Source organism: Sulfitobacter sp. DSM 110093 (assembly GCF_022788715.1).
GTDB lineage: Bacteria > Pseudomonadota > Alphaproteobacteria > Rhodobacterales > Rhodobacteraceae > Sulfitobacter.
Window position 1 is genome coordinate 1349492 of sequence record NZ_CP085167.1, and the last position, 23803, is coordinate 1373294.

Here is a 23803-nt window from a genome sequence, read left to right on the forward strand (position 1 = left end):
CTCACACAAATGCCTCTCACTAGGCTGTTCTCGCGTTGTTCATCCATGTCTTTCTTGGGCAGACCGACTGAGCTTTTTCCTGCTGGCGTCGTTCCCATATTACGCGACCATCTCAGCGCTTTGACCTGTGACCGCCTGGATCTCAGCATTGCTCGCTCTGGCTTCGGCAGGCTCGACAATAGCGAGTTTGCGTAGAGCATGAAGCACGTAAGGATAGGCATGTTTGCCGAGTGCCCCGCGCGGAAAGTTTATTCGACCGGGTCACCGGTCAGCTTGATTTTCGCTGCGCTTGATGCATGCAAATGGATGAGCTAGCGTTCTTCCGAGAGGCGCCAATACGCTGGTTTCTAAGGGGTATGCGATCATGAAAGCATTGAGCCGGATCTCGACGGAATCCACGCCCATCGAAGTGCTGCGCGACGATATTCTACAAATCTGCGGTGCGTTCGAGGTGGAACCCGCGCGCCGCGATGGGCCGTCTCATGGTCGGGCGCGTAAGCGGGGGATGGGCGGCTTTGACGCCGCACTGGTCTCGCTCGACGCTCAGGAAGCAGCCCGGACTCAGACCTGCATTCGGCGCGATCCGGGCGAATATTTCTTTATGCTGGTGCAGGATGTCGGCGAATGTGTGGTGCATCAAAGCGGCGCATCAACCCTTCTGCGGCAGGGCGACATGTTCATCGTCGACGCGACCCGCCCCTCGAAATTTGTCTATGACGGGCAATTGGCGCATCAGATTTCAGTGCATCTTCCGCGGGATGAGATGATCGGCAGGTTCGGCGCTATCTGTGACGGCGGGGTGGCGATCGACCGCAATGACCCGCTGTGGCTGGCGCTGCGCGCAGTGCTCTACAAGATGATGCACTGCCCGCCCGAAACCGGCTTGCAGTTGAGCGAAGCGTTCTATGGGCTGATGGGGGCCTATTTCCACGAGCGGCGTAGCCAGACCTTGGATGCACGTGGGCAGGTCATGGAGCGCGCATTGCAACTCATGACCCGCCACTACCGCGACCCGCAGTTCGGGCCAAGCGCTTTGGCGCTGCACTTGGGCGTATCGCTGCGCAGCCTGCAACGCTATTTTGAACCCTTGGGTGAAACGCCGGGTCAACGTCTGCTGCAACTGCGTTTGACCCAAGCGCATGCAGAACTCTCTCGCCGTGGGGGTAAAGAGGTCGCTGTCGCCGACTGCGCCTATAGCTGTGGCTTTAACGATCTTTCGCATTTCTACCGCGCCTTCCGGCAGCGTTACGGCATGACCCCCGGTGCCGTTGTCGCACAGGCCCGCAGTGGTGGCGCGATCGTCCAATAGGGCTGTCGCGTTATCCCAAGATGCCCATCCGATCCGCGCCTAACCTCTAAGCTGAGGAGGCGTTTCGGCACAGTGCCGGAACGGGATGACGGAGGACATTTTGAAAGACACCATTGATAGCATCGGCCTGATCGCGGGCGGTACACGGGTTGAGACGGGCGTGCATTTCCCCGTGGCCAATCCGGGCACGGGCGGGCAAGCGGGTTCAGCGCCGGATGCCGGACAGGCAGAATTGGATCGCGCAGTTGCCGCGGCAAAGGCGGCTTTCCCCGCGTGGTCAGCCAAATCCGACGAAGAACGCGCCGCCGCTTGCACAGCCGTGGCCGACAAGATCGAAGCCCATGCGGAGGAGTTGGCCCAGCTTGTCACCGCCGAGCAGGGCAAGCCCTTGGGCGGCATCGGTTCGCAATGGGAGTTGGGCGGCGCGGTCGCTTGGGCGCGTTATACCGCGAGCCTGTCGCTGCCGATGGAAGTGCTGCAAGACACGCCTGAGGGCCGGGTCGAGATGTACCGCAAGCCACTTGGGGTGGTGGGGTCAATCACCCCGTGGAACTTCCCCGTGCTGATCGCGGTCTGGCACATTCTGCCCGCGCTGCGCAGCGGCAATACGGTGGTCAGCAAACCATCCCCGATGACCCCGCTCGCGTCCCTGCGCATGATTGAGTTGATGAACGAAGTACTGCCAGCAGGCGTGGTCAATTCGGTCAGCGCCGCTGATGGTGCTTTCAACATGGGCGCGGCCATGTCCGCGCATCCGGACATCGCCAAGATCGTCTTTACCGGCTCCTGCGGGACGGGTCAGAAAGTCATGCAGTCGAGTGCCGAGACGATGAAGCGTCTGACCCTTGAGATGGGCGGCAATGACGCGGGCATCGTGTTGCCCGATGCTGATCCGCAAGCGATTGCCGAAGGGTTGTTCTGGGGGGCCTTCATCAACAACGGCCAAACCTGCGCCGCGATGAAGCGGCTTTATGTGCACGACGATATCCACGACGCGGTCTGTGACGCACTGGTCGCCTATGCACGCAACATCAAAGTGGGCGAAGGCACGCAGGAGGACAGCGTTCTTGGCCCCGTGCAGAACCAGATGCAATTCGACAAGGTGGCGAAGCTGGTGGCGCAGGCCAAGGAAAGCGGGCAGGTTCTGCTGGGCGGTGAACCGGGCGAGGGGCTGTTCTACCCGCCGACGATCATCGCCGGGATGAGCGCAGATGACCCGCTTGTCTACGAAGAGCAATTCGGCCCCACGCTGCCGATCATCCGCTATAGTGATCTGGACGATGCGCTGGCGCAGGCCAATGCGCTGGACGTGGGGCTTGGCGGCTCTGTCTGGTCGTCAGACAAGGCGGCGGCCAAGGAGGTGGCAAAACGGATGGAATGCGGCTCGGTCTGGATCAACAGCCATGGCATGATCCAGCCCAACGCGCCCTTCGGGGGCGTCAAGAAGTCAGGCTTCGGCGTCGAGTTCGGCGAAGAGGGGCTGAAGGAATACACCGACATTCAGGTGATTTTCGCCTGACGCTGGGAGGCGAGGGCGATCATTCGGTGTCCGGCATGGCGGGCACCTTCAAGAAAAACATGAAGGGAGACAGCATGTTACGTAAAACTCTACTCGGCGGGGCCGCGGCCCTTGCGCTGACCGGTGGGGCGTCATTCGCGCATCCGCTCGATGGTTTTTCCGGTGAGGAATACCAAAAGATCAACGAAATCCTGCGCGCAGGCGATCTGGCGGGGGATGACACGCTCTATCCGCTGATCGAATTGATCGAGCCGCCCAAGGCCGATGTGCTGGCATGGAACGAGGGCGACACGCTCGACCGCCGCGCGATGGTGCATATGTCCAACGCCGACAATAGCGGCTTTGTCGAAACCATCGTGAACCTGACAACTGGAGAGATCGAAAGCAGCGCCCCCACCGAAGGCCAGCCGATGATCCTTTTCAACGAGTTCGCCAACGCCATGACCGCCGCGCTAGAGCATCCCGACATGATCGCGGGGCTGGAGAAACGCGGGCTGACGCCGGATCAGGTGTTCTGCCTGCCGCTCACTGCGGGCAATTTCTTTTCGGACGAAGACGATGGCACGCGGTTGATGAAAGTGCCTTGCTACGTGTCCCCTGAAGGGTCGAACTTCTACGCCAAGCCGATTGAGAACATCTATGCCGTGGTCGATCTGCAAAGCGGCAAGGCGCTGCGTGTGATCGACGAGGGAAATGTAGCAATCCCCGAGGACGGCTGGGGCTACACGGGCGAAGAGATTGAGGCCCGCGCCCGACAGCGTGCTGCGACGAATCCCGCCGTGCTGACCCAAGAGGGCGGGCCGAATTTCACCTATGCGGACGGTGCGCTGGAATGGGACATGTGGCGCATGCGCCTGCGGGTCGACAAACGCCCCGGTCCGGTGCTTTCGAACATTGACGTGAAGGATGGCGAGGAGTGGCGCACGCTGCTCTATCAAGCGCATCTGTCTGAGGTCTTCGTGCCCTATATGGACCCGAGCGCCGGGCTCTATTGGCGGACCTATATGGACAGTGGCGAGTACGGCTTCGGGCTGTTCCTGACCCCGCTGGTGGCCGGGATCGACTGCCCCTCTTACGCGACCTTCCTGCCGGCAATGATCGCGGGCGACGATGGCCAGCCGCTGGAAATCCCCGACGCGGTCTGCATCTTTGAGCGCAACATCGGCGATCCGGCATGGCGGCACTTTGAGGTCTTCGCCCAAGGCCCCGATCAATACACCCCCGCCGAGGGTCGGCCCGAGACTGAATTGGTGGTGCGTACAGCGTCCGAAGTGGGCAACTATGACTATCTGATCGACTACCGTTTCAAGCAGAACGGCCAAATGGAGATCAAGATTGGTGCCACAGGTCTCGACGGTGTGAAAGGTGCCGATGCGACTTCGATGGACGATCCTTCGGCGGCGCGTGAGACAGAATACGGCACGCTCATCGCGCCCAATCTGGTGGCGGCGAACCATGACCACTACTTCAACTTCCGGCTCGATTTCGACATCGACCAGCCCAGCAACCGCTTCATGACGATGGACATCGTGCCCGCCGAAGTGGCCGACGACAGCCCGCGTAGGTCCTTGTGGAAGGTCGAGCACAACATGCCGAAGTCCGAGACCGAGGCGACCTATCAGGTGTCGTCGTTCAAGCCGCGTTACTTCATGCTGCAAAACCCCGACCGCAAAGGCCCGTTGGGGCACAAGCCGGGCTACATGATCCACCACGGCAGCGTCGCCTATGGGCCTTTCGACTTTGAGAACGACCCCCCGATGATCCGCAACGCCTATATCGAGAATTCGGTATGGAACACGGTGCATGATCCTGAAGAACGGTATGCTGGCGGCAAGTTCGCTTTGCAAAGCGACGGGTCCGACACGCTGGCGCAATGGGTCAAGGAAGACGCGCCGCTACAGGATCAGGACATCGTGACGTGGTTCACGGCGGGCTTCCACCATGTGCCCCGCACCGAGGATTGGCCTGTGATGTCGACCGAATGGAAGACCGTGCACATTATGCCGCACAACTTCTTTCCAATGAACCCGGCGATCACGATCCGCGATCCTGAATAAGGACGTGTGAGAAAGAAGAAAGACGAGCAGCGCGGGCTGTTCGTCTTTCTCAAGCACAAGGTAACGTATCTCATGGGTTGAAGTATCGTATTGAATAAAGGTCTGGAAACTAGCGGCAGAACGAGGAGGTTTGGCATTTTCTTGGCCGTTATGCCCTTGAGGCAGACGTCTCTCCCCAAACTCAAGCTTTATCGAGAATTAGATCCAGAGCCCTGAGAATACTATCGCCAGACCGCCCGCGCAGAGCACAATGGTCGGGATAGGGCGGCGCGTTCCGATCAGACCGGAGGAGAGTAGTGTCAGTCCCAAGGCCACCCGCGCAGCCGCCAGAAGAGCGGCGAGTGGGGCGTCTGAGAGCCGCAGCATGTCGGGGTTGGCGACCATACCCAACGGAATGATATAAAGCCCGATACCAAGTGCCATCGCTGTCAGCGCGACCTTCAACCAGTTCTCGCCGATCATCCCCGCCGCAATGAACACCGCCCCGCAAACTGGTGGCGTGATCGTCGACAAAAGTGCGAACCAGAAAACAAAAAGATGCGCCTGAAGCGGTGAAAGGCCCAGCTCAATAAGCGCAGGCCCAGCCACAGAGACACAGATCACATAGGCAGCTGTGGTCGGCACCTCCATCCCTAAGATCAGGCAGGCCAGGGCCGTCAGCAGGAGCGACGGCCACAAAAGCCCACCTGAACCTTCGAGAATGAGCGAGGTGATTTTGACGCCGAGGCCGGTGATCGAAAGCACGCCGATGATGATCGAAGCGCAAAGAATGATCGACGCGATCAATGAAACCTGCCGCGCGGCGTTCACAACCGCGCTTGCCAATCGGTCGGCGATCTGGCGCGGCAAGAAGGTCAGCTGCGCATTGAAAAACAGCAGGGCCGTCGCTGCCAGGATCGCCATGGCTGCGGAATACTCAGGTGTGAACTGCGCAATGAACATCCCCCAGAGAAGGACAGAGAATGGCACGAGGAAGAACAGCGACGTGATCACCACATCTCGGAGGGCGGGGCGATCCGCCTCGGCAATACTCTTGAGCGAAAAACGCCGGGCGTAGGCGTTGATGCCCACCCAGACCGCCACGAAATACAGCAGCGCCGGCAGGGCTGCGGCGGCCATAATGCCAGTGTAGGGCACGCCCGTAAGCTCAACCATGACAAAGGCACCCGCGCCCATCAGGGGCGGCATGATCTGCCCGCCAGATGAGGCCACGGCCTCGACCGCGGCGGCAAGGCGTTTGGGATAGCCAAGCTTCGTCATAGCGGGCAGGGTGATCGCGCCGGTGGAGGCGACATTGGCCGAGGCCGAGCCAGAGATCGAGCCGAACAGCGCCGAGGACAGAACCGAAACCTTCGCCGCGCCGCCCTTCAGACGACCGGCTGCCGCTGCCGCGACATTCATGAACCCTTGTCCCGCTTCGCCAGCGTTTAGCACCGCGCCAAAGATTACAAAGATCGCCACGACCGACACCGAAACCCCTGTAAGCGTGCCCCATATGCCACCCTCGGCAATGGTCAGCGTGCCAAAGAAACTTTCGACCGGCGTGCCGGAATGTCCGAACTCGCCGGGAATATACTGTCCAAACAGCCCATAAAGCAGCGCCAGTGCCGCCACCAGCGGCAGCGGCCAGCCGATCACCCGACGCGCCGTTTCCAGCACCACCAAAAGCAGCGTCACCGCTACCGCGAGCTGAAAGTCGCTCTCGATAAATCCATATTGATCCCCGAGCGCATTGCTGTTGAAGGCCACCCAAAGCGCTGCGGCAATGCCCAGTGCCGCAAGAATGCTGCCCGTCATCCGCCGGATTGGCGTGTCCGCATCAAAAATCAAGGCAAAGGGGAGGATAAAGGCCATATGCAGCGGCCTGCTGATAAGGTTCGGCACCAGACCTGAAAATATCAGAGCCAAATGATAGCCAACCAGCGCGACCGCGAGTGTGATCCAGAAACTCGCCGCCATTCGGCTCTCAGGAAGGTTTTTCATGTGGGGAGTTCCGGCTGTGAATGGAGGGCAGTGCGGCGCGGAAAGCCCGCGCCGCGCCGCATGTTATTGCGACGCCTTTGTCGCGATCCCGGCTTCTTCGTAATAGCGCAGCGCGCCGGGGTGTAATTCAGTTGTAATGTTGCTCATCAACTCTGGCGTGACATTGCCCCACCACGGCGAGGTGTCGGCCATCTTTGCCTTGTTGTCCCAATAGGTCTTGGTCAGCTGATAGGCCGTCTCATCGTCCATCTTTGTGGTCGTGAAGGCTGCGACGGGCAGGGAGGTTGTGGTCACATCCTGCTCTTGGCCCGCATAGGTCCCCGCCGGGATGACGATGCGTGTGCGCTTGGATTGCGCGATTTGCTCATCGCTGAGCGAGATCACGTTGACGGGGGTCGAAGCCGCGGCCTCAACAACATTGGGCGCCGGAAATGAGCCTGCGGTGACGAAGCCATCGATCTGCCCGTTCTTGAGCGCGGCCACGGCGTTGCTCAGCTCAGCATCAGCAATCTCGACGCTGTCCGACAACCCGAACATATCAAGATACTTCGCGCCCTCCGTGGCACCGAAAGATCCTTTGCCCAGCAGAATGCTTTTGCCCTCAAGGTCAGCCATCGACGTGGCGTCGCTGTTCTGTGACATCACGAAATGCATGGTCAGCGAGGGGATCGGGAAGAGGGCGCGAATGTCGTCAAAGGCGGGGGCCGTCTTGCCCTCGAACATCGCTTTGCCCTCTTGGGCCAGCCCGACAAGCGCTGGCGGCGTGGTAAAGACATAGTCGGCACCGCGCGCGCGCACTTCCATGACGTTCTGAACCGAGCCTTGGCTCTCTTCCACCGTGACTGAAATGTCTCCGCCACTGCCCGCTTTCATGGCTTCGGCAAGCTCCACGCCCATTTGATAGTAGGACGAGCCCGATTTGGCAGACTTATACGTCACGCGGGTTTCCGCGCCGGCCGCGTTGCCCAAAAGCCCCACGGCGACTGCCGCGCAGATGGTTTGTTTCAATGCAATCATAGTGTTTCCTCCTCCAAACCCGAAGACTCACTGTTTGGCCCAGACAGGGGCCGAAACGCCTTCGAGAGACCTTGTGGCAGCACACTGTGTCTTTGTCGAGAATGCGGTTCCGTTGCGGGGCGGGCGGGTAGATCAATACGGCGGGCCGCCATAGCCTTCAGATTTGACGCAGCGGGAGAAAGGCCGGATTGCAGCCGTTCGCTGTGGCTTGGGGCAAAGTTAGCTTATCGAAGATCCAAGGGCCAATAGTGTAAACACATCCAAGCCCTCCGTCTTAAGCAGCCCACGCTTAGCGACTGATATCGCCCTCCGATATCCTACGGCATAAGCGGGAACATATGGATCAAAGCGACACGCCCAAAAGTTTTTTTTGGGCGCGCGCGAAAATTGTAAGGCAACTTACTTGGTGAACGGCTCAGTTGGTAACGATTTCATGCAGCAACGCTTCTGGCATGTTCTGATAGCACACCGGACGTAGGAAGCGCCGGATCGAAAGGGTGCCGACCGAGGTTGCCCCGAAGTTGGTCGAGGCCGGGTAGGGCCCGCCGTGAACCATGCTGTCGGCCACTTCGACGCCGGTGGGGAAGCCGTTGACCAGCAGGCGCCCGGCTTTGCGTTCGATGATTGGCATCAGACGCCGTGCAGTGTCAGTGTCCGCCTCGTCCATTTGCAGCGTGATCGTAAGCTGGCCTTCCAGCCCCTTTGCAAGGCTCTCCATCTCTTCGATTGAGCTGGTCCGAACGACGAGGCCAAGCGGGCCAAAGACCTCTTCCCCAAGCTCGTGATCCTGCAAATAGGCCGCGCTATCCGTTTCATAGAGGTTGGGCAGGGCGTTGCGGCCTTCGCTTTCGGTGGACAGGCGCGGCTGCACGGCATTGCGCCGATCAAACCGGGCCTTGCCGTCGCGGTAGGCCTGCGCGATCCCGTCAGTCAGCATCACCTGTGCGGGTGCGTCCTGCAGGGCTGCGGTCGCGGCTTCGACAAAACTGTCGCCTTCCGCACCTTTCGGCACGACTGCGATGCCGGGGTTGGTGCAGAACTGACCTGCTCCCATGGTCAGCGATCCGGCCCAGCCTTCGCCAAGGGCTTTACCGTGCGCTTTACACGCCTCTGGCAACACGAACATCGGATTGACCGAGCCGAGTTCGCCGAAAAACGGGATCGGCTCGGGCCGGGCGGCGCAAAGGTCGAACAATGCGCGGCCCCCGCCAAGCGAGCCGGTAAAGCCCACGGCTTTGATAAGCGGATGCTGCACCAGCGCCTGACCGACCGTGCGATTGCCGCCTTGGATCAGAGAAAAGACACCTCTTGGCATGTCGCATTTCTCAATCGCGGCATGCACGGCCTCGGCCACGATCTCGCCCGTGCCGGGGTGGGCGGAATGGCCCTTCACGACAACCGGACATCCTGCGGCCAGCGCTGCGGCGGTGTCGCCTCCGGCGGTGGAGAAGGCCAGCGGGAAGTTCGACGCGCCGAAGACGGCAACAGGGCCAATCGGGCGCTGGACCATGCGCAGCTCCGGGCGGGGCAGGGGCTGCCGGTCGGGCTGGGCTGAATCAACCCGCGTATCAAGGTAGTCGCCCTTTAGAATATGATCGGCAAAAAGCCTCAGCTGCCCCGTGGTGCGCCCGCGTTCACCGTTCAGCCGCGCTTCGGGCAGGCCGGTTTCGCGCGTGCCGATATCGGTGATCGCCTCGGCGCGGGCTTCGATTTCGTCGGCGATGGTGTTGAGGAGTGCAGCCCGCGCCTCGCGGGTGCTATAGCCGTAGGACCAGAAGGCAGCCTCTGCTGCTTCGCAGGCCTGATCGACAAGCGCCGTTGTCCCGACGCTGAAATCATGCGCCGGACCGCTGGCGGGTTCGGAGGGGAAGGTCTGCTCAGCGCCGACCCATGTGCCGGCGATCAAATGTTTACCATGCGGGGTGAAGCTCATGCTGCTGTCTCCTTTTGCGAATTTCTGACCATCTTGCAGGCAATCTCGAAAGCGGCACGGGTGGCACCGAGGTCGGCTGTACCTTGGCCTGCGATGTCAAATGCCGTGCCATGCGCCGGGGTGGTGACGGGCACCGGCAGCCCGCCTTGAACGGTCACGCCGCGGTCAAACCCCAGCAGTTTAAGGGCGATCTGACCTTGGTCATGATACATCGTGACCACGGCGTCGATCTCGCCTTTTGTGACCTTGAGAAAGACGGTGTCTGAGGGCAGGGGGCCGGTGACAGCCATCTGACCGCCCGCCATGTGACGCACCGCGGGTTCGATCACGTCGATCTCCTCCCGGCCAAAATTGCCGCCGTCCCCGGCATGGGGGTTGAGCGCTGCAACGGCGATGCGGGGCCGCGCGTGACCGGCTTGCCGCAGGGTGCGGTCGATCAGGCGGGTGGCTTCTTGGATGCGGTCGGGGGTGATCGTGTCGGCCACGTCCCGCAGGGCGATATGGCTGGTGACCCGGCTGGTCCACATATCGTCGAGCGTGTTGAGTTCGGAAATATAGTTGGTCACGCCGAGCTTTTCGGCGATGTAATGCAACTCATCGGAATGCCCGATCCCGGCCATATGCATCGAAGCCTTGTTGAACGGCGCAAAGACAATCGCGTCGATCACCCCCTCCTGAACAAAGGCGAGCGCTTGGTCGAGGACCCGTAGCGTGGACCGACCCGAGGCTTCGGTGCTTTGGCCAATGACGACATCCTCGGCCGCGATGGTTTCCATCTCATGCAGGGCGACTGGCGCATGCGCCGTCCAATCCTGTCCCCCCGCGTTCACCGCCGTCATTGTGTGGTCGCACCCAGCTTGGCGCTGCCCCATCTCAAAGACATGACGGTCGCCAATCAGCAGGATCTGCGCCTGATCGCAGCAGTCATCGGCCAGCAGCCGGGCGACAAGTTCCGGCCCGATGCCGCTGGGGTCACCGGGGATAACACCAATTCTTGGGGTCATGTTCACTCCGTTTCTGTATTGTGGTCCTTGGCTTTGCCGTCTTCTTGCAAAGCGTTTTTGGTATTGGTGACGGCCGAGGCGAGGTGATGGCGCAGCGCCTCGGATGTGGCTTTGGCGTCGCGCCGCGACAGGGCGTCGACGATGGCGCGGTGTTCGGCCAAGGTTTGGCCGCGGCCCGAGCGACGTTGCGAGGATTGAAACCGCGCCCGCCACAGCCGCGCATTGAACTTGAGATGCGTATCGATCAGCGGGGCATTGCGGCTCGCCTGCACAATGGCTTCGTGCATTTGCATATCGAGGCGAAAGGATTCCAGCGGGGAAAGGGTGCTGTCTCCGGCCTCGATCTGGCGCTGATACTCGGCCACTTGAGCGATCTCGGCATCGGTGATGCAGCCGCAGGCCAACTCCCCTGCCAAGGCTTCGAGTGCGCCCATGACGATCAGGTTCTGTTCGATCTCATCCAGCCGGGGGTTGGCTACTTGCGGGCGGCGGGTGACCGAATATTCGATCAAACCGTCCTGTTCGAGAATGGTCAAAGCTCGGGTCAGGGGAGTGCGGCTGATGCCCAAGGCAGCGGCCAGATCACGCTCCGAGATATGCGCCCCGGCGGGCAGTTTCTCTAGCAAGATCAACTCGCGCAGCTTGTCGGCGGCGACCTCTACCAATGTGGCGCGGGGCCGCGCGAGGGCAAGCTCGCCCGTGTCGAGGTCTGTGATGTCGGTCTTCTTGCTCATGTCATTTTCCCCAGCTCAGCACCACCGGCTCAAGCGGCCGGATCAAGCGGAGTAGGGACTCTCGTGTCTGAGGATGCAATGGGGCAATCGGGTGACGACAGAATTCCGACCGGATCACGCCGCCTTCGACCATCGCCGCCTTGGCAGAGCGGAAGCCGCATTGACGGTTTTCATGGTTCACTGCGGGCAAGACGCGGGCATAGGCATCGGTCGCGGCCCGAAGATCGCCAGCCGCGAAATGCTCAATCACCGGTTTGATCTGGTCGGGGATCATCGCGCTGGTCATGGCGCCGGTGGCCCCGGCTTCGAGATCGGCGAGCAGCGTGATTGCCTCTTCGCCGTCGAAGGGGCCTTCGATGGCATCGCCACCTGTTGCGATCAGGTCACGCAGCTTGGTTGCGGCCTGTGGGCATTCGATCTTGAACAGGCGCACCTCTTCAATCTCGCGCGCCATGCGCACCAGCAGGGGCACCGGCAGATCGACCCCCGAAAGCGGCGCGTCTTGCACCATGATCGGGATGCCGACTTCGCCGACTTGGGCAAACTGCTCAAAGCTCTGTTCCGCGGAGCCCTTCAACAATGCGCCATGGTAAGGGGGCATCATCATGACCATCGCGGCACCATGGTCTTTGGCGTGCTGCGCACGGGCCACGGCGATTTGTGTGGCGTAGTGGCTGATGGTGACGATGACGGGCAGCCGCCCCGCCATATGCTTGAGCGAGACCTCGGTCAAAAGGCGGCGTTCCTCATCGGTGATCAGGAACTGTTCAGAGAAATTGGCGAGGATGCAGATGCCATCGCTGCCCTGATCGACCATACAGTCGATCACACGTTTCATGCCCTCGTAGTCGACCGTGCCGTCATCGTTGAACGGGGTAGGGGCGACGGGCCAGATGCCGGAGTATTTGGTCATTCTGTGATCTCGAAGTTGGAAAGATGTTTGTCGGAAATGGTGATGCCGAGGCCGGGTTTGTCGTCGTCGAGCTGCAGGAAACCGTCCTGCGCCTCGGGGTCGCCTTCAAAGATGTAGTAGAACAGCTCATTGCCGACCTCGACATCGAAGACCGGGAAGTATTCGGACATCGGACAGTTAATATTGGCCATGGTCAGGTGATAGTTATGCATCTGCCCGGCATGTGGGATGACCGGGATTTGCGCCGCCTCGGCGATGGCGTTGATCTTCTGCGCCGCCGTGATACCGCCAACGCGGTTGGTGTCATATTGCAGCACGCTGACCGCGCGGCGGTTGATCAGTTCGGCGCAACCGATCACGCTGTATTCATGTTCGCCGCCTGAGATTGGGACGATCCCCATGGCGTTCAACTCGGCATAGCCTGCCACATCGTCGGCGATCACCGGCTCTTCGAGCCAGCGCGGCTCGTATTTCGCCAGTTTGGGCAGCATCCGCTTGGCGTAGTCGAGGTTCCAACCCATGTAGCATTCGAGCATCAGGTCTTTGTCGTAGCCGATCACTTCGCGCAGCGCTTCGACCCGTTTTAGGTTCTCCCGCATGCCTGCCATGCCGTCCTTCGGGCCAAAGCCAAACCGCGTTTTAAAGCCGGTGTAGCCGTGTTGCATTGCCTCTTCCGCTTCGGCCTGCATGCTTTCGACAGACCCCGCGTAAAGCTTGGAATAGTAGACCGGGATTTTCTCTTTGGTGCGCCCGCCCAAGAGTTTGAACACGGGTTTGTCGACCAGTTTGCCCATCAGATCCCAGATCGCGATGTCGACGGCCGAGATCGCGGTCATCCCGACCCCCTTGCGGCCCCAAGCGTGGCTGCGGCGGTACATTTTCTCCCACAGATAGGCGTAGTCGAAGGGGTCTTCGCCAACGACCAGCGGGGCGAACCATTCGTCGATCGCCTGTTTCACCAGCGTCGGGGCCAAGGCTGCATTGCCGATGCCGATCGTGCCGTCTTCTGTCTCGATCTCGCAGGTCAGCCACTGGTGAAAACGAAAGCTCGCCATGGCATCGCCCTTAATCCAAAGGGCATCCGATGCATTGGTGCAGAAATTCCCCGAGGGGGGCACGGTCGGCCCTTTCCAGTTCCAGACACGGGTGCGGACGGATTTGATCTTAGTCATCAGGGCCTCTCTTTCTCGCTGTTTCTCGTTCTGCCGGACAGTTCCGAAGACGAATCATGTTGACATCACTCTTAGCATCATATTGGAGTTTTGGAATGCCAAAATGCTAAAGCGCCAAATTACGGAGGGTAAGGAATGGAAAATGAACGACTGCACAAGCTGCTGCGCGCTCGTGGCTCATTTCCCGATAGGCAAAGGTGCAATGGATGCGGCAGAACTTTCTTAACCAACGGAGGAAATACGATGAAAACCCTTACAAAGAGCCTGAGCGCCAGTCTGGCCGCTGCGACCTTTGGACTTGTGACACCTGTGGCCGCAGACACCTACGTGGTGGCCGTGGGTGCGGCGTCGAACAGCCTGCAGGGAAAAAGCGCCGCACGCTTTGCCGAACAGCTGCAAGAGCAACTGGGCGACGCCCACACGGTGGAATTCTATGCCGATGCACAGCTCGGCAACGAAAAGGAACTGATGCAAAAGCTGCGTCTGGGCACCGTCGATTTCACGCTGATCTCTTCCATCATGACCAACGTTGCGCCCGAATTCGCGCTATTTGACATGCCGTTTTTGGTGCAGGATCGCGCACATCTAAAGGCAATCGACGCTGAGATCGTGCAGCCCGATTTGGCGCCACTGGCGCGCAAAGCCGGGCTTGAAGTGCTCTCGACTTGGGAAAACGGTTTCCGCCAGATCACCAACAACGCCCGCCCGATCAACACCCCCAGCGATTTGGACGGACTGAAGATCCGCACGCCGTCTTCTGAATGGCGGGTTTCGATGTTCAAAGAATGGGGCGCAAACCCGACGCCGATGTCCTTCTCCGAAGTGTTCGTCGCGCTTCAGACCGGCACGATGGACGGTCAGGAGAACCCGCTGACCAATATCGTCGGCGCGAATTTTCAAGAGGTGCAGGGCTACCTGAGCCTGACTGGCCACGTCTATTCACCTACCTATCTGACCACCGGGGCCGAGACTTGGTCCAAACTCCCCGATGACGTTAAAAGCGCCGCGACCGAAGTTGCCGCATCCGTTCAGGACTGGTCGCTGAACCAAGGCGAAACCGCCGACGGCGAATTGGTCGAGAAGGTCCGCGCAGCGGGGGTAGAGGTCAATGAGGCCGACAAGGCCGCCTTTATCGAAGCCTCCGCGCCGATCTACGCTGCATTCTCAGGCCAAGTGCCGGGGGGCGACGCGCTCGTCTCGCGCGCGCAAGAACTGGCCAAGTAAACGCAGCTTCGCCCCGGTTGGCATGGGCTGGCCGGGGCCACTCAGAACAGGAGACAGGCATGGTCGCTAAGATCGAGCGTTTACTTCTTTGGGCAATCGAAACGGTTTGCCTCGCGCTGTTGGTGACACTGGCGGGAGCGGTCGTTTATTCCACCACCATGCGCTACCTCGGTGCATCGCCCGCATGGTACGATGAGATCGCCAGCGTCCTGCTGGCTTGGCTCACCTATTTCGGCGCCGCTTATGCGGTGTTCATGCGCCAACACATGGGCTTTTCGGGCATCGTCATCGCCTTGCCGAAATCCGCGGCCATCGTGCTGACATTATTTTCCGAGCTGCTCGTCATCATCTATTTCTCCGTCACGGCCTATTATGGCAACGCTGTGCTGGCGGTGGCGAAGTGGGATTCCTTGTTGTCGTTGCGCTGGATGACTTTGGACATCGTGCAGTCTGTCATCCCCATCGCTTCGGTCTTGATGATCATCGGCACCCTGCTGACCCTGCCGCGCGCCTTGGCTCTGGCCGCCCAAGGCATTGATCCTGAACATGCCGAAATCGACAAAGCCATCGCCGAGGCCGAGGCTGAGACGGCGTCGCTTGACCTGAAGGACAACGTGAAATGATCCTCCTTTACACTACCATCGCCCTGATCACCCTGATCTTGATCAACGTGCCCATCGCCGTCGCGATCGGGGTGACCTCAATGGCGGGCTTTCTGCTGACCTCGGGACCCGATGCCTTCTACGACATGGTGATCAAGCTTTATTCCGGCTCGACCTCCTTTCCGCTGATTGCCATTCCGCTTTTCATTCTGGCGGGCAATCTGATGAACACCTCCGGCATTTCGCTCCGGCTGATCAACTTTGTCACCGCGTTGATCGGGTTTATCCGGGGCGGGCTTGGTATGGTAAACATTGGCGTCTCAATGGTTTTTGCCGAGATTTCCGGCTCCGCGGTGGCTGACGTGGCCGCCACCGGCACTGTCTTGATACCCGAAATGAAACGGCGCGGCTATTCACGGACATTGGCGGCGGCGATCACATCGTCTTCGGCATCGCTCGCCATCATCATCCCACCCTCCATACCGATGATCCTGTATGGCGCGATTGCCGAAACCTCGGTGATCAAGCTCTTTATCGCGGGTGTGGTGCCGGGGCTTTTGGGGGCCTTTCTCTTGATGACGGTGACCTATGTGTTGGCCGTCCGCTATGACCTGCCGCGTGCCGAGAGCTTTGATCTGGGTCATGTGGGCCGGACCTTCAAAGAGGCGTTTTGGGCCTTGACCATGCCGGTTATCATCCTTGGCGGTATCTTTTCGGGGCTCGTTACCGCGACCGAAGGGGCGGGGCTTGCGGTTATGGCGGCTTTGGTGATCGGGCTGTTCATCTACCGTGATCTTGATGTGTCCCGGCTCCGCAAAACCATGCTCGAAGGTGTCAGCCAGACCGGCGTGGTGATGCTGCTGGTGTCTACATCCGCCGCATTGGGCCTTTTCCTGACCCAAGCACAAGTGCCGCAAACTTTAGCTGCTCAGATCACCGAAGTCACCACGAACCCGCTGATCGTTCTGGCGCTGCTGAACCTTCTTTTGCTGGTCTTAGGGATGTTCCTGCATGGCGCCGCCGCGATCATCTTGGTCGTTCCGGTTGTGATGCCGCTGGTCAACGCGGTGGGAATCGACCCGATCCATTTCGGCATCATGGTGACACTGAACCTTGCCATAGGTCAGCAGACCCCGCCTGTGGCCTCCGTGCTTATCACCTCCTGCTCCATCGCCCGCGCGGGCATTTGGGAGACGTCCCGCACCAACCTGCCGTTCATCGCGGTACTGGCTTTTGTCCTGCTGCTCGTAACCTATGTGCCAGAGGTATCGCTGGCGCTGACAGAGTACTTCGATTGACAAGAGGTCATCCCGCAGGAAGGTAAACCTGCAACGCAGAAACGTTGAAGTAGGGTTTGGCCCTACTTCAACGTCGTAAGGGCTCTGGTGCGCAAATCATCTGACGAACGGCGACTTTCGTGACAGCAATGCCAAGGGCTGTTGATCGTTCAAGATGTCTTGCGCCGCCTCGGGGGATGCCCTGCTTCTGCCGCAAGAAAATGGGCTGATGGCAAAGGTTGAAATTTCGCTATCAAAACCGCCCCAGGAAATGCGGCGAAAGGCTGCGTTAATTGTTAGCGTAGACGGCGCAGGGGCAGCCCGAGGCCCGGACGGATGCACAAAGCCTGTCGGCGGCTGCGCGGCTGTTGCGACCAATCCGGGCCATAACGAACCCCTTTTGCCTGCTCGCCCGGTGTTTGACTTTGATATAATCTGGCTTCTCACCCGACAAAGGTGCTGCGCAACTGCGAAGGCGCCGCGCAAAAGCCGCCTGTGCTTGGGCTTTGGATTTGCCAAAAGCGATCTGCGCACCCCACGGTTTTAACGGAGGTTCGGGCAATTTAAGCGGGGTCAGTCGACGGGCTTTGCCCATGCCATAACAGGCGGGCAAGAATGCTTGGGTTTGGGATAGGCGAAAATCGGGGTTTTCGGGCGGTGCATCGCGCCATGTTTCTGCATCCAACCCGGTGATGATCGGCACGTAAGCGATTGTTTCATCGGCCAAATCGCGGCCTTCCATAAATCCTTCAACCCGCCGTTCGCCCCCGTTGTAGCCAATCGCCGCCAGCCCTTCGTTCCCATAGCGGCGCGCCATTTCGGCCAGATACTGCGCGGAATGCTCCAGCGCATCGGCGGGGTTGTAGGGATCGGCCAGCCCGCGCAACGCGGCGGTCGAGGGGATGAACTGCGCGATGCCACGGGCATTGGCGTGGCTCAGCGCATTGGGGTCAAAGCGGCTTTCTTGCCAGATCAGCCGGGCAAAAAAATCGGCGTTAAGCCCGTGACGTTCAGTGAACACAGCAATAGCGTTGCAGGTGTCATAGACAAAATATGCGTCCCGGATACAGTGAGATTGCCCCCATTTAGTGCTGGAACATTGACGGTCTGGGGGCTCGGCCCCAGCCGTCTGTGCCCAGAATAACGCCAAAATGATGACCCATACTTTCATAGTCTGGTGGTGCGGTGTGCCGCCGCCCATGTCAATCGCTGGCAGCTTGCGTCTAACGGCAAGTTACAGCGCAGAATGTTAATTCTACTGCGGAAACGCTAGGAACGTTCTATCCCGCATGCGTGCTGGGCACCGGCAACAACAAAGTCACGCGATCTGGGTTCATTTCTGCAATCACGATGGTGCCATCGCTTTGCACAGCTAAACCATGCCCAAAGGTCGAAAATGTTCGACAGCGCCCGACCAACTGGCCATCTGGGTCGTAAGCAGACAGCCGGGGCGTTTGATCTGTAACCAGCAAGAGGCCGTCGGAGGTCAGTGCCAGTGCCATTGGCTTGTGCAGCCCCTCGATCTGGCCCAGCCATGTGCCTTCGGGATCGAAAAATTGCACGCGGTTATTTTCCCTGTCGGCCACGCAGAGCCTGCCTTGGCTTTCGAACAACAGACTATGCGGCGTTGAAAATTCGCCCGGCTCTGTTCCCGGTTGTCCAAAGGTCTTGAGGTGGCGCAGGTCCGGATCAAAGATATGCACCGCGCTGTTTCCATACCCGTCAGCGACATACAAACGCCCATCCGGCCCCCGCGCGGAATCGCAAGGATGATTGAATGGTCGCCCCAGACCGGGATGCGCACCGCAGTCCATGCGCGCGGTTTCATTGATGTTTTTATCAAGCAGAACGATCTTGTGGCCGTCCATATCCGTCGCGGCCAAATGCTCTGTGCCAATCGCCCTCAGGCCGTGACCGCAGACGAACTCTGGTAGGTCGGTACTTTCGCCAAGCAACACGCCGTCTGGCCCGAGCATCACCAGTTCAGGCGCTTGCCGCCTAAGGACCACGATCCGGTCACCCAAAACCGCAACATCAGAAAGGCCCGAAAGCAACGGATCGCTCACATGGTGTACGCGGTAGCGTTGCGGCCCCAAGGCCACATAGGCAGTGGGGCGCTTAGCGATGTCGCTCACAGCGCACCCTGCAAGATTTCGGCCATGTTAATCAGCATTCCATCCCGGCCCGCAGGGGCGGTCAGCATCAAGCCCGCGCCGGGGTGGCTGGTGATCGGTAGGCTCACCGAACAGCCGTCGATCACATTGGCAAAGCTGGTGTTGCGCAGCGCTAGCAGGTTGATGCGGTCATAGGTGGTATCCTCGCGCAGGGCATCAAGCTTTGGTGGCATGATGGCGACGCTTGGCAGGGCCACGGGCGTGTCGCCGAACAAACGCGCGGCGCAGGCAATCAATGCTTCACGCGCGGCCAATGTACGGGCAAATTCGATCGTGGTAACGCCATCTGCCCGCGCCATGCGCGATGCCACACGCGGGTCAAGCGCCTCGCGGGCTTTGTCGAAATGCCCCCCGTGATGGGCGCGGGATTCCACCGCCGAGAACTGCCAAACGGGCAGGGCGCGATAGTCTTCGAAAAAGTCATAGCTCTGACGCCGAACGGAAACGCCTGAGGCACGAAGTGCTGCAAGGGCGGCCTCAAAGGCCTCGGCAACCTCGGGGTCCAATTCGTCCATGCCGAAATTTTCCGGCACGATGACGGCACGCGGCGCGGCAGACGCGGCGAGCGGTTGGTCGCGTAGCACGTTTAAAACCGGGCGCAGCAGGCCGACTTCTCGGGTCAGCACGCCGACACTATCAAGCGAATGGGAAAGCGGCACCGCCCCCTCGCGTGAGATCGTCTGTGCTGTGGCCTTGAAACCGAACAGCCCGCAAAAGGCTGCAGGAATACGCGCAGAGCCGCCAGTGTCTGTGCCAAGCGCGATGTCAGCCACGCCGCGCGCCACGGCCGAGGCCCCGCCCGAGGTCGAGCCGCCCGCGATACAGCCTTCTTTCAAGGGGGTGAGGGGGGTGCCGTAATGTGGGTTCAGGCCGAGGCCGGAATAGGCAAACTCGGTCATATTGGCGTGGCCGATCAGCCCTGCGCCCGCGCTGCGCAGCCGCGCGACCGCTGCGGCATCCTTGGTGGCGGGCGCTGTGGCTTTGCGGACCAGCGACCCCGCGTGGGTGACTTGGCCTTGCACGTCGAACAGGTCTTTGACCGCCACGTTCAGCCCGGACAGCGGCCCTTCGCCTTCCACCGGATCATCGAAGGTCCGGGTGAAATCGGGCGCGGCAGCGCGGGCGCGGGCCGCGTCGAGGAGGGATTGAGGGGTGTGTGTCATCAAATCAGCCTTTAAATCGTTTGTTCCACAAGCCACGTCGCGATGCCGGGAAATGCCGTCAGCAGGATCACGGCCAGCACCAAGATCATGAAATAGGGGATGATCATGCGGGTAATCTCAAAGATCGATTTACCAGTCAGGCTCTGGATCACAAACAGATTGAACCCCAGCGGCGGCGTGATCTGCGCCATTTCGACGACGATGATCAGATAGATCCCAAACCACACCGGATCGATGCCCACGGCAGCCACGGCGGGCATCACAACCGAAGTCGTGAGCACAACGATGGAGATCCCGTCGAGGAAACAACCAAGGAGCACGAAGAACACGGTCAGCACGGCGATCAAACCCGCAGCGCTCAGCCCGCTGGCGGAAATGAGTTCGGCCAGTTGCCCGGGCAAGCCCGAAAAGCTCATCGCGGAGGTGAGAAAGGCCGCGCCAAGCAGGATCAGTCCGATCATCGCAGAGGTGCGGGTGGCCCCCAGAAGCGAGGCGACGAAGGTCTCGGCGTTCAACGACCGGCCAAAAGCCGCGATGATCAGCGCCCCGGCCACGCCGATGGCGGCGGCCTCGGTTGCGGTGGCCACACCGGCATAGATCGAGCCGATGACCCCGATGATCAAGCCCACCACCGGCAGCAACATCCGCAGGCGGCGCAGGCGCTCACCCAAGGGCATGCGGGGTTCGGGGTCTGGCACGCCATCGGGGTTCATCTTAGCCCAGATCGCGATATAGCCCGAAAACAGCGCCATGAGCATCAGCCCCGGCACCACGCCCGCAATGAACAAGCGGTTCACGGAAACTTGGGCCGCGACGCCATAGACGATCATCACGATCGACGGCGGGATCAACAGGCCAAGCGTGCCCGATCCAGCCAAGGAGCCGATGGCAAGCCGGTCGGCATAGCCGCGCGATTTCAGCTCGGGCAGGGAAATCCGGCCAACGGTGGCGGTGGTGGCAGCCGAAGACCCCGAAACAGCGGCAAAGATCCCGCAGCCCACGACGTTGACATGCGCCAAGCCGCCGGGCAGCCGCCCGACCCAAGGGGCCAGACCAGAAAACAGGTCTTCGGCCAGACGTGTACGATATAGAATTTCGCCCATCCAGATGAACAGCGGCAGCGCCGTCAATGTCCAGCTGGCGGAATGCGCCCACATGGTGGTCCCGAGGATCGCATCGACCGGCGTAGAGGTGAACATCAAGAAGATCACGACGCCCGAAGCCATCAGCGCCACGCCAACCCAGATGCCCAAGCCCAAAAGCACAAGCAAGGTCACGACCAGAACGGCCGATTGCAGAAAAATATCCATGATTATTCGCCCCGGCCTTGTTCGTTTGTATCGTCGCTTTCGACTGGCAGCCCGAGGATCAGGCGCAGGGTGCGCTCGGCAAAGGCCAGTGCAAACAGCACCGACCCCAGCACCATCGCGGATTGCGGCCACCACAGGGGGACGGCCACCACACCTTGGCTGACTTCATTGTAGGTCCAGCTTTCGTGGACATAGCCAAAGATCGCCCAAGCGACCCAGCCCATCATCACGGCGGCAAAGGCGGCCGCCAGAATATCGGCGATATGACCCAGACGTTCCGGCATCAACTGCCGCAACGATGTGACGCGAATATGATCGCCCCGTATCAGCGTGGCTGGCAGCGCGAGGAAGATCGACGCACTCAGCCCCCATGCCGCGAAATCATCGGCTGACGGGATTTGGCTTCCCATCAGGCGCAGGCCAATCTGCGACAGGATCAAGACCGCGATCCCCAGCAAGGACAGCGCGGCCAAGGCTCCGCAAAAGTTGAAGAGATGGCGGGTCAGCATCATGGCGGCGGGCTCCGAATAAGGGGGCGGGGAGGGGGCGAATACCCCGGTCTAGTAGAAAGGGCCCGGGCAAACGACTGCCCGGGCCTGCTGAGATCAGTTCATCGCGTCGACGATTTTCTGACCTTCTTCGCCAGCCTGTTCCAGCCATTCTGCGCGCATCGTCGCGGCGATGGTTTCAAAGTCGGCGGCCAGCCCTTCGGGGGTCGGCAGGACGTTCATGCCATTGTCGGCCATCGTGTTGGTTGCTTCGCCAGTGGCTTCCTCGGCCATTTCAAAGCCACGGGTTTCCGCCAGTTCAGCCGCTTCTTGCAGCGCGGTTTTCACCTCGTCAGACAGGCCGTCGTAGGCGCCTTTGTTCACGATCACCATGTTCTTGGGCAGGAAGGCCTGAACGTCATAGTAATGCGACACGAAGTCCCATGCTTGGCTGTCGACACCCGTCGAGGGCGAAGTGATCATGCCGTTGATGACCCCGGTCGAGAAGGCTTGGCTGATCTCGGAAGTGGCGATGGTGGCGGGAACGGCGCCCAAAAGCTCGGCCAGACGCGCGGTCGAGGGGTTGTAGGCGCGGAATTTGACACCCTCGAAGGAAGCGGCGTCGGTGACTTCCTGGTTCATGTAGACGCCCTGCGGCGGCCAGGGGGCGGCAAACAACAGCACCAGTCCATCTTCGGCCAGCTTTTCTTCGTAGATCGGGCGGGAGGCGTCCCAAAGCGCGCGGGCCTCGTCAAATGTGGTCGCCAAAAGCGGCACGGCATCGGCAGAGTAAACCGCGTCTTCGTTGCCAAGCGCCGAGATCAGGACTTCGCCGATGGGAACGATGCCGCGCTGCACGCCGCGCTTCAGTTCGGGGCGCTTGAGCAGGACCGAGTTCGACACAACGTCGATTTCCAGCGCGCCATCCGACAGGCGGGCCACGTCATCAGCGAAGGCGCGGATGTTCTGGGTCAGATAGTTGCCGTCGGGCGCATCGGCCGACATTTTCCACGTTTCGGCATGGGCAAGACCGGCTGTCAGGGCCGCGATCGCGGTTCCGATGAGAAGGTGTTTCATGTGAGGTATATCCTGTTGGGGTGGTTTGTTGTTCTTGCCCTGCCTTTTTGGCAGGGCAGGGTGGTTCACTCAGTCTTCCAATGCGGGCAGGTCTTGCGCGTCCAGCGACCACATCAGGCGGAAAGTTTCGGCCTCGCGCACCGCGCCGCCCAGTTTTTCGGTCAGTTGGCGCAGGGTCGCTTCGGCGATCGGCTCTGACGTCACATCCACCGCGATGCAAGGGGCTAGAACGCGCCCTTCGGTGTTTTCAGACGGCAGCGGGGTCGAAAGGGTTTCGTCGGGGATCATGTGATGCACCCGCAGCACACCCTCTTCGGCCATCAATTTACCAAGCACGTCGGCGACGGCGTCGCGATCCATGGCATCTGGCACCAGTTCGATCAGCACCAGCGCGCCGCCCCAGCCAAAGCCGCCCTCTTGCGCGACCTGCATCACCCGACGGCGGGTGTTGGACATGCGCCCGAAGTTGGTGATCGACCATTGGGTCTGTTTGGTAAAGGCTTTGCGGTAGGCTTCCGAGGTGAAATCGGCAAGGTTGCTGGCGCGGTAAAGTGCGAGGTAGCGCCGTGCCGAGCCCGATACCGCACGATAGCGCCGCGCGCCGGTGAAGCCCGGAATGCGAACGCGCTCTTCCATATGCTCCCGGTCATACCACTGGTTGAAATCTGCCTCGTGATCGGGGTCGATATCGCTCCAGACGAAAAGCTGGGCCTGATCGGTCGTACGGATATTGCTCATTCTGCATCCTGATCCTTGGACAAAGCTCTCCCGTCACGTGGCGGGGCACGGCCCGTCTGTGTCGAGGTGCGGTCAAGCTCTGTCGATTGTTGTTGGGGCACCCTTGCCG

20 protein-coding genes are annotated in these 23803 nt (G+C 60.4%); 6 read left to right on the plus strand and 14 right to left on the minus strand.

The features are described from left to right. The first annotated feature begins 364 nt into the window (after positions 1 to 364). From DSM110093_RS06545 to DSM110093_RS06555, 3 genes are all read left to right on the plus strand, one after another. Positions 365 to 1309, plus strand: a complete 945-nt coding sequence (locus DSM110093_RS06545; RefSeq protein WP_243267234.1) for a helix-turn-helix domain-containing protein — start codon at positions 365 to 367, stop codon at positions 1307 to 1309. A gap of 100 nt (positions 1310 to 1409) precedes the next feature. Continuing rightward, positions 1410 to 2828 (plus strand): aldehyde dehydrogenase family protein, encoded by a 1419-nt coding sequence (locus DSM110093_RS06550; protein WP_243267236.1) that lies wholly within the window; start codon positions 1410 to 1412, stop codon positions 2826 to 2828. A gap of 74 nt (positions 2829 to 2902) precedes the next feature. Then, positions 2903 to 4885, plus strand: a complete 1983-nt coding sequence (locus DSM110093_RS06555) for a tyramine oxidase (RefSeq protein ID WP_243267238.1) — start codon at positions 2903 to 2905, stop codon at positions 4883 to 4885. Positions 4886 to 5083: 198 nt separating this feature from the next. Here the strand turns inward: DSM110093_RS06555 and DSM110093_RS06560 are convergent, their stop codons facing one another. From DSM110093_RS06560 to DSM110093_RS06590, 7 genes are all read right to left on the minus strand, one after another. Then, positions 5084 to 6868 carry a TRAP transporter fused permease subunit gene (locus tag DSM110093_RS06560; protein ID WP_243267239.1) on the minus strand — a complete coding sequence of 595 codons (1785 nt, stop codon included), beginning with the start codon at positions 6866 to 6868 and terminating at the stop codon, positions 5084 to 5086. 63 nt (positions 6869 to 6931) lie between these two features. Further along, on the minus strand, positions 6932 to 7885 hold the full coding sequence (locus DSM110093_RS06565) for a TAXI family TRAP transporter solute-binding subunit (RefSeq protein ID WP_243267240.1): 954 nt from the start codon (positions 7883 to 7885) through the stop codon (positions 6932 to 6934). A gap of 415 nt (positions 7886 to 8300) precedes the next feature. Next, entirely contained in the window at positions 8301 to 9818 is a 1518-nt protein-coding gene (locus DSM110093_RS06570; RefSeq protein ID WP_243267241.1) for an aldehyde dehydrogenase (NADP(+)), read from the minus strand. Next, the gene (locus DSM110093_RS06575) at positions 9815 to 10822 is read right to left on the minus strand and encodes a 4-hydroxythreonine-4-phosphate dehydrogenase PdxA (protein WP_243267242.1); all 1008 of its coding nucleotides are present in this window, start codon (positions 10820 to 10822) and stop codon (positions 9815 to 9817) included. Before DSM110093_RS06575 ends, DSM110093_RS06570 begins: the two co-directional genes overlap by 4 nt. 2 nt (positions 10823 to 10824) lie before the next feature. After that, positions 10825 to 11556, minus strand: coding sequence for a GntR family transcriptional regulator (locus DSM110093_RS06580; RefSeq protein ID WP_243267243.1), 732 nt, complete (start codon positions 11554 to 11556; stop codon positions 10825 to 10827). A 1-nt stretch (position 11557) separates the two neighbouring features. Then, positions 11558 to 12469, minus strand: coding sequence for a dihydrodipicolinate synthase family protein (locus tag DSM110093_RS06585; protein WP_243267244.1), 912 nt, complete (start codon positions 12467 to 12469; stop codon positions 11558 to 11560). Next, on the minus strand, positions 12466 to 13641 hold the full coding sequence (locus DSM110093_RS06590; RefSeq protein WP_120350527.1) for an L-rhamnonate dehydratase: 1176 nt from the start codon (positions 13639 to 13641) through the stop codon (positions 12466 to 12468). Before DSM110093_RS06590 ends, DSM110093_RS06585 begins: the two co-directional genes overlap by 4 nt. 243 nt (positions 13642 to 13884) lie before the next feature. Between DSM110093_RS06590 and DSM110093_RS06595 the strand changes: the two genes are divergently transcribed. The 3 genes from DSM110093_RS06595 to DSM110093_RS06605 are packed head-to-tail and all read left to right on the plus strand — an operon-like array spanning position 13885 to position 16765. Then, a complete protein-coding gene (locus DSM110093_RS06595) occupies positions 13885 to 14865 on the plus strand; it encodes a TRAP transporter substrate-binding protein (protein WP_243267245.1) in 981 nt (326 codons plus the stop codon). A gap of 59 nt (positions 14866 to 14924) precedes the next feature. Next, positions 14925 to 15488 (plus strand): TRAP transporter small permease subunit, encoded by a 564-nt coding sequence (locus tag DSM110093_RS06600; RefSeq protein WP_243267246.1) that lies wholly within the window; start codon positions 14925 to 14927, stop codon positions 15486 to 15488. Further along, a complete protein-coding gene (locus DSM110093_RS06605; RefSeq protein WP_243267247.1) occupies positions 15485 to 16765 on the plus strand; it encodes a TRAP transporter large permease in 1281 nt (426 codons plus the stop codon). Before DSM110093_RS06600 ends, DSM110093_RS06605 begins: the two co-directional genes overlap by 4 nt. Before the next feature lie 268 nt (positions 16766 to 17033). Here DSM110093_RS06605 and DSM110093_RS06610 read toward each other — a convergent pair whose 3' ends face one another. From DSM110093_RS06610 to DSM110093_RS06640, 7 genes are all read right to left on the minus strand, one after another. Next, positions 17034 to 17765 (minus strand): lytic transglycosylase domain-containing protein, encoded by a 732-nt coding sequence (locus DSM110093_RS06610; protein WP_243267249.1) that lies wholly within the window; start codon positions 17763 to 17765, stop codon positions 17034 to 17036. Between the two features lie 259 nt (positions 17766 to 18024). Next, on the minus strand, positions 18025 to 18879 hold the full coding sequence (locus DSM110093_RS06615) for a hypothetical protein (RefSeq protein ID WP_243267250.1): 855 nt from the start codon (positions 18877 to 18879) through the stop codon (positions 18025 to 18027). Continuing rightward, entirely contained in the window at positions 18876 to 20081 is a 1206-nt protein-coding gene (locus tag DSM110093_RS06620; protein ID WP_243267252.1) for an amidase family protein, read from the minus strand. The genes DSM110093_RS06615 and DSM110093_RS06620 overlap by 4 nt, the downstream gene beginning before the upstream one ends. An 11-nt stretch (positions 20082 to 20092) precedes the next feature. Further along, a complete protein-coding gene (locus tag DSM110093_RS06625; RefSeq protein ID WP_120351600.1) occupies positions 20093 to 21391 on the minus strand; it encodes a TRAP transporter large permease subunit in 1299 nt (432 codons plus the stop codon). Between the two features lie 2 nt (positions 21392 to 21393). Then, entirely contained in the window at positions 21394 to 21903 is a 510-nt protein-coding gene (locus DSM110093_RS06630; RefSeq protein ID WP_067627084.1) for a TRAP transporter small permease, read from the minus strand. 93 nt (positions 21904 to 21996) lie between these two features. After that, positions 21997 to 22956 (minus strand): TRAP transporter substrate-binding protein, encoded by a 960-nt coding sequence (locus DSM110093_RS06635; protein WP_243267253.1) that lies wholly within the window; start codon positions 22954 to 22956, stop codon positions 21997 to 21999. Positions 22957 to 23025: 69 nt separating this feature from the next. Beyond that, a complete protein-coding gene (locus DSM110093_RS06640) occupies positions 23026 to 23694 on the minus strand; it encodes a DUF4286 family protein (protein WP_067940074.1) in 669 nt (222 codons plus the stop codon). Between the last annotated feature and the right edge of the window lie 109 nt (positions 23695 to 23803).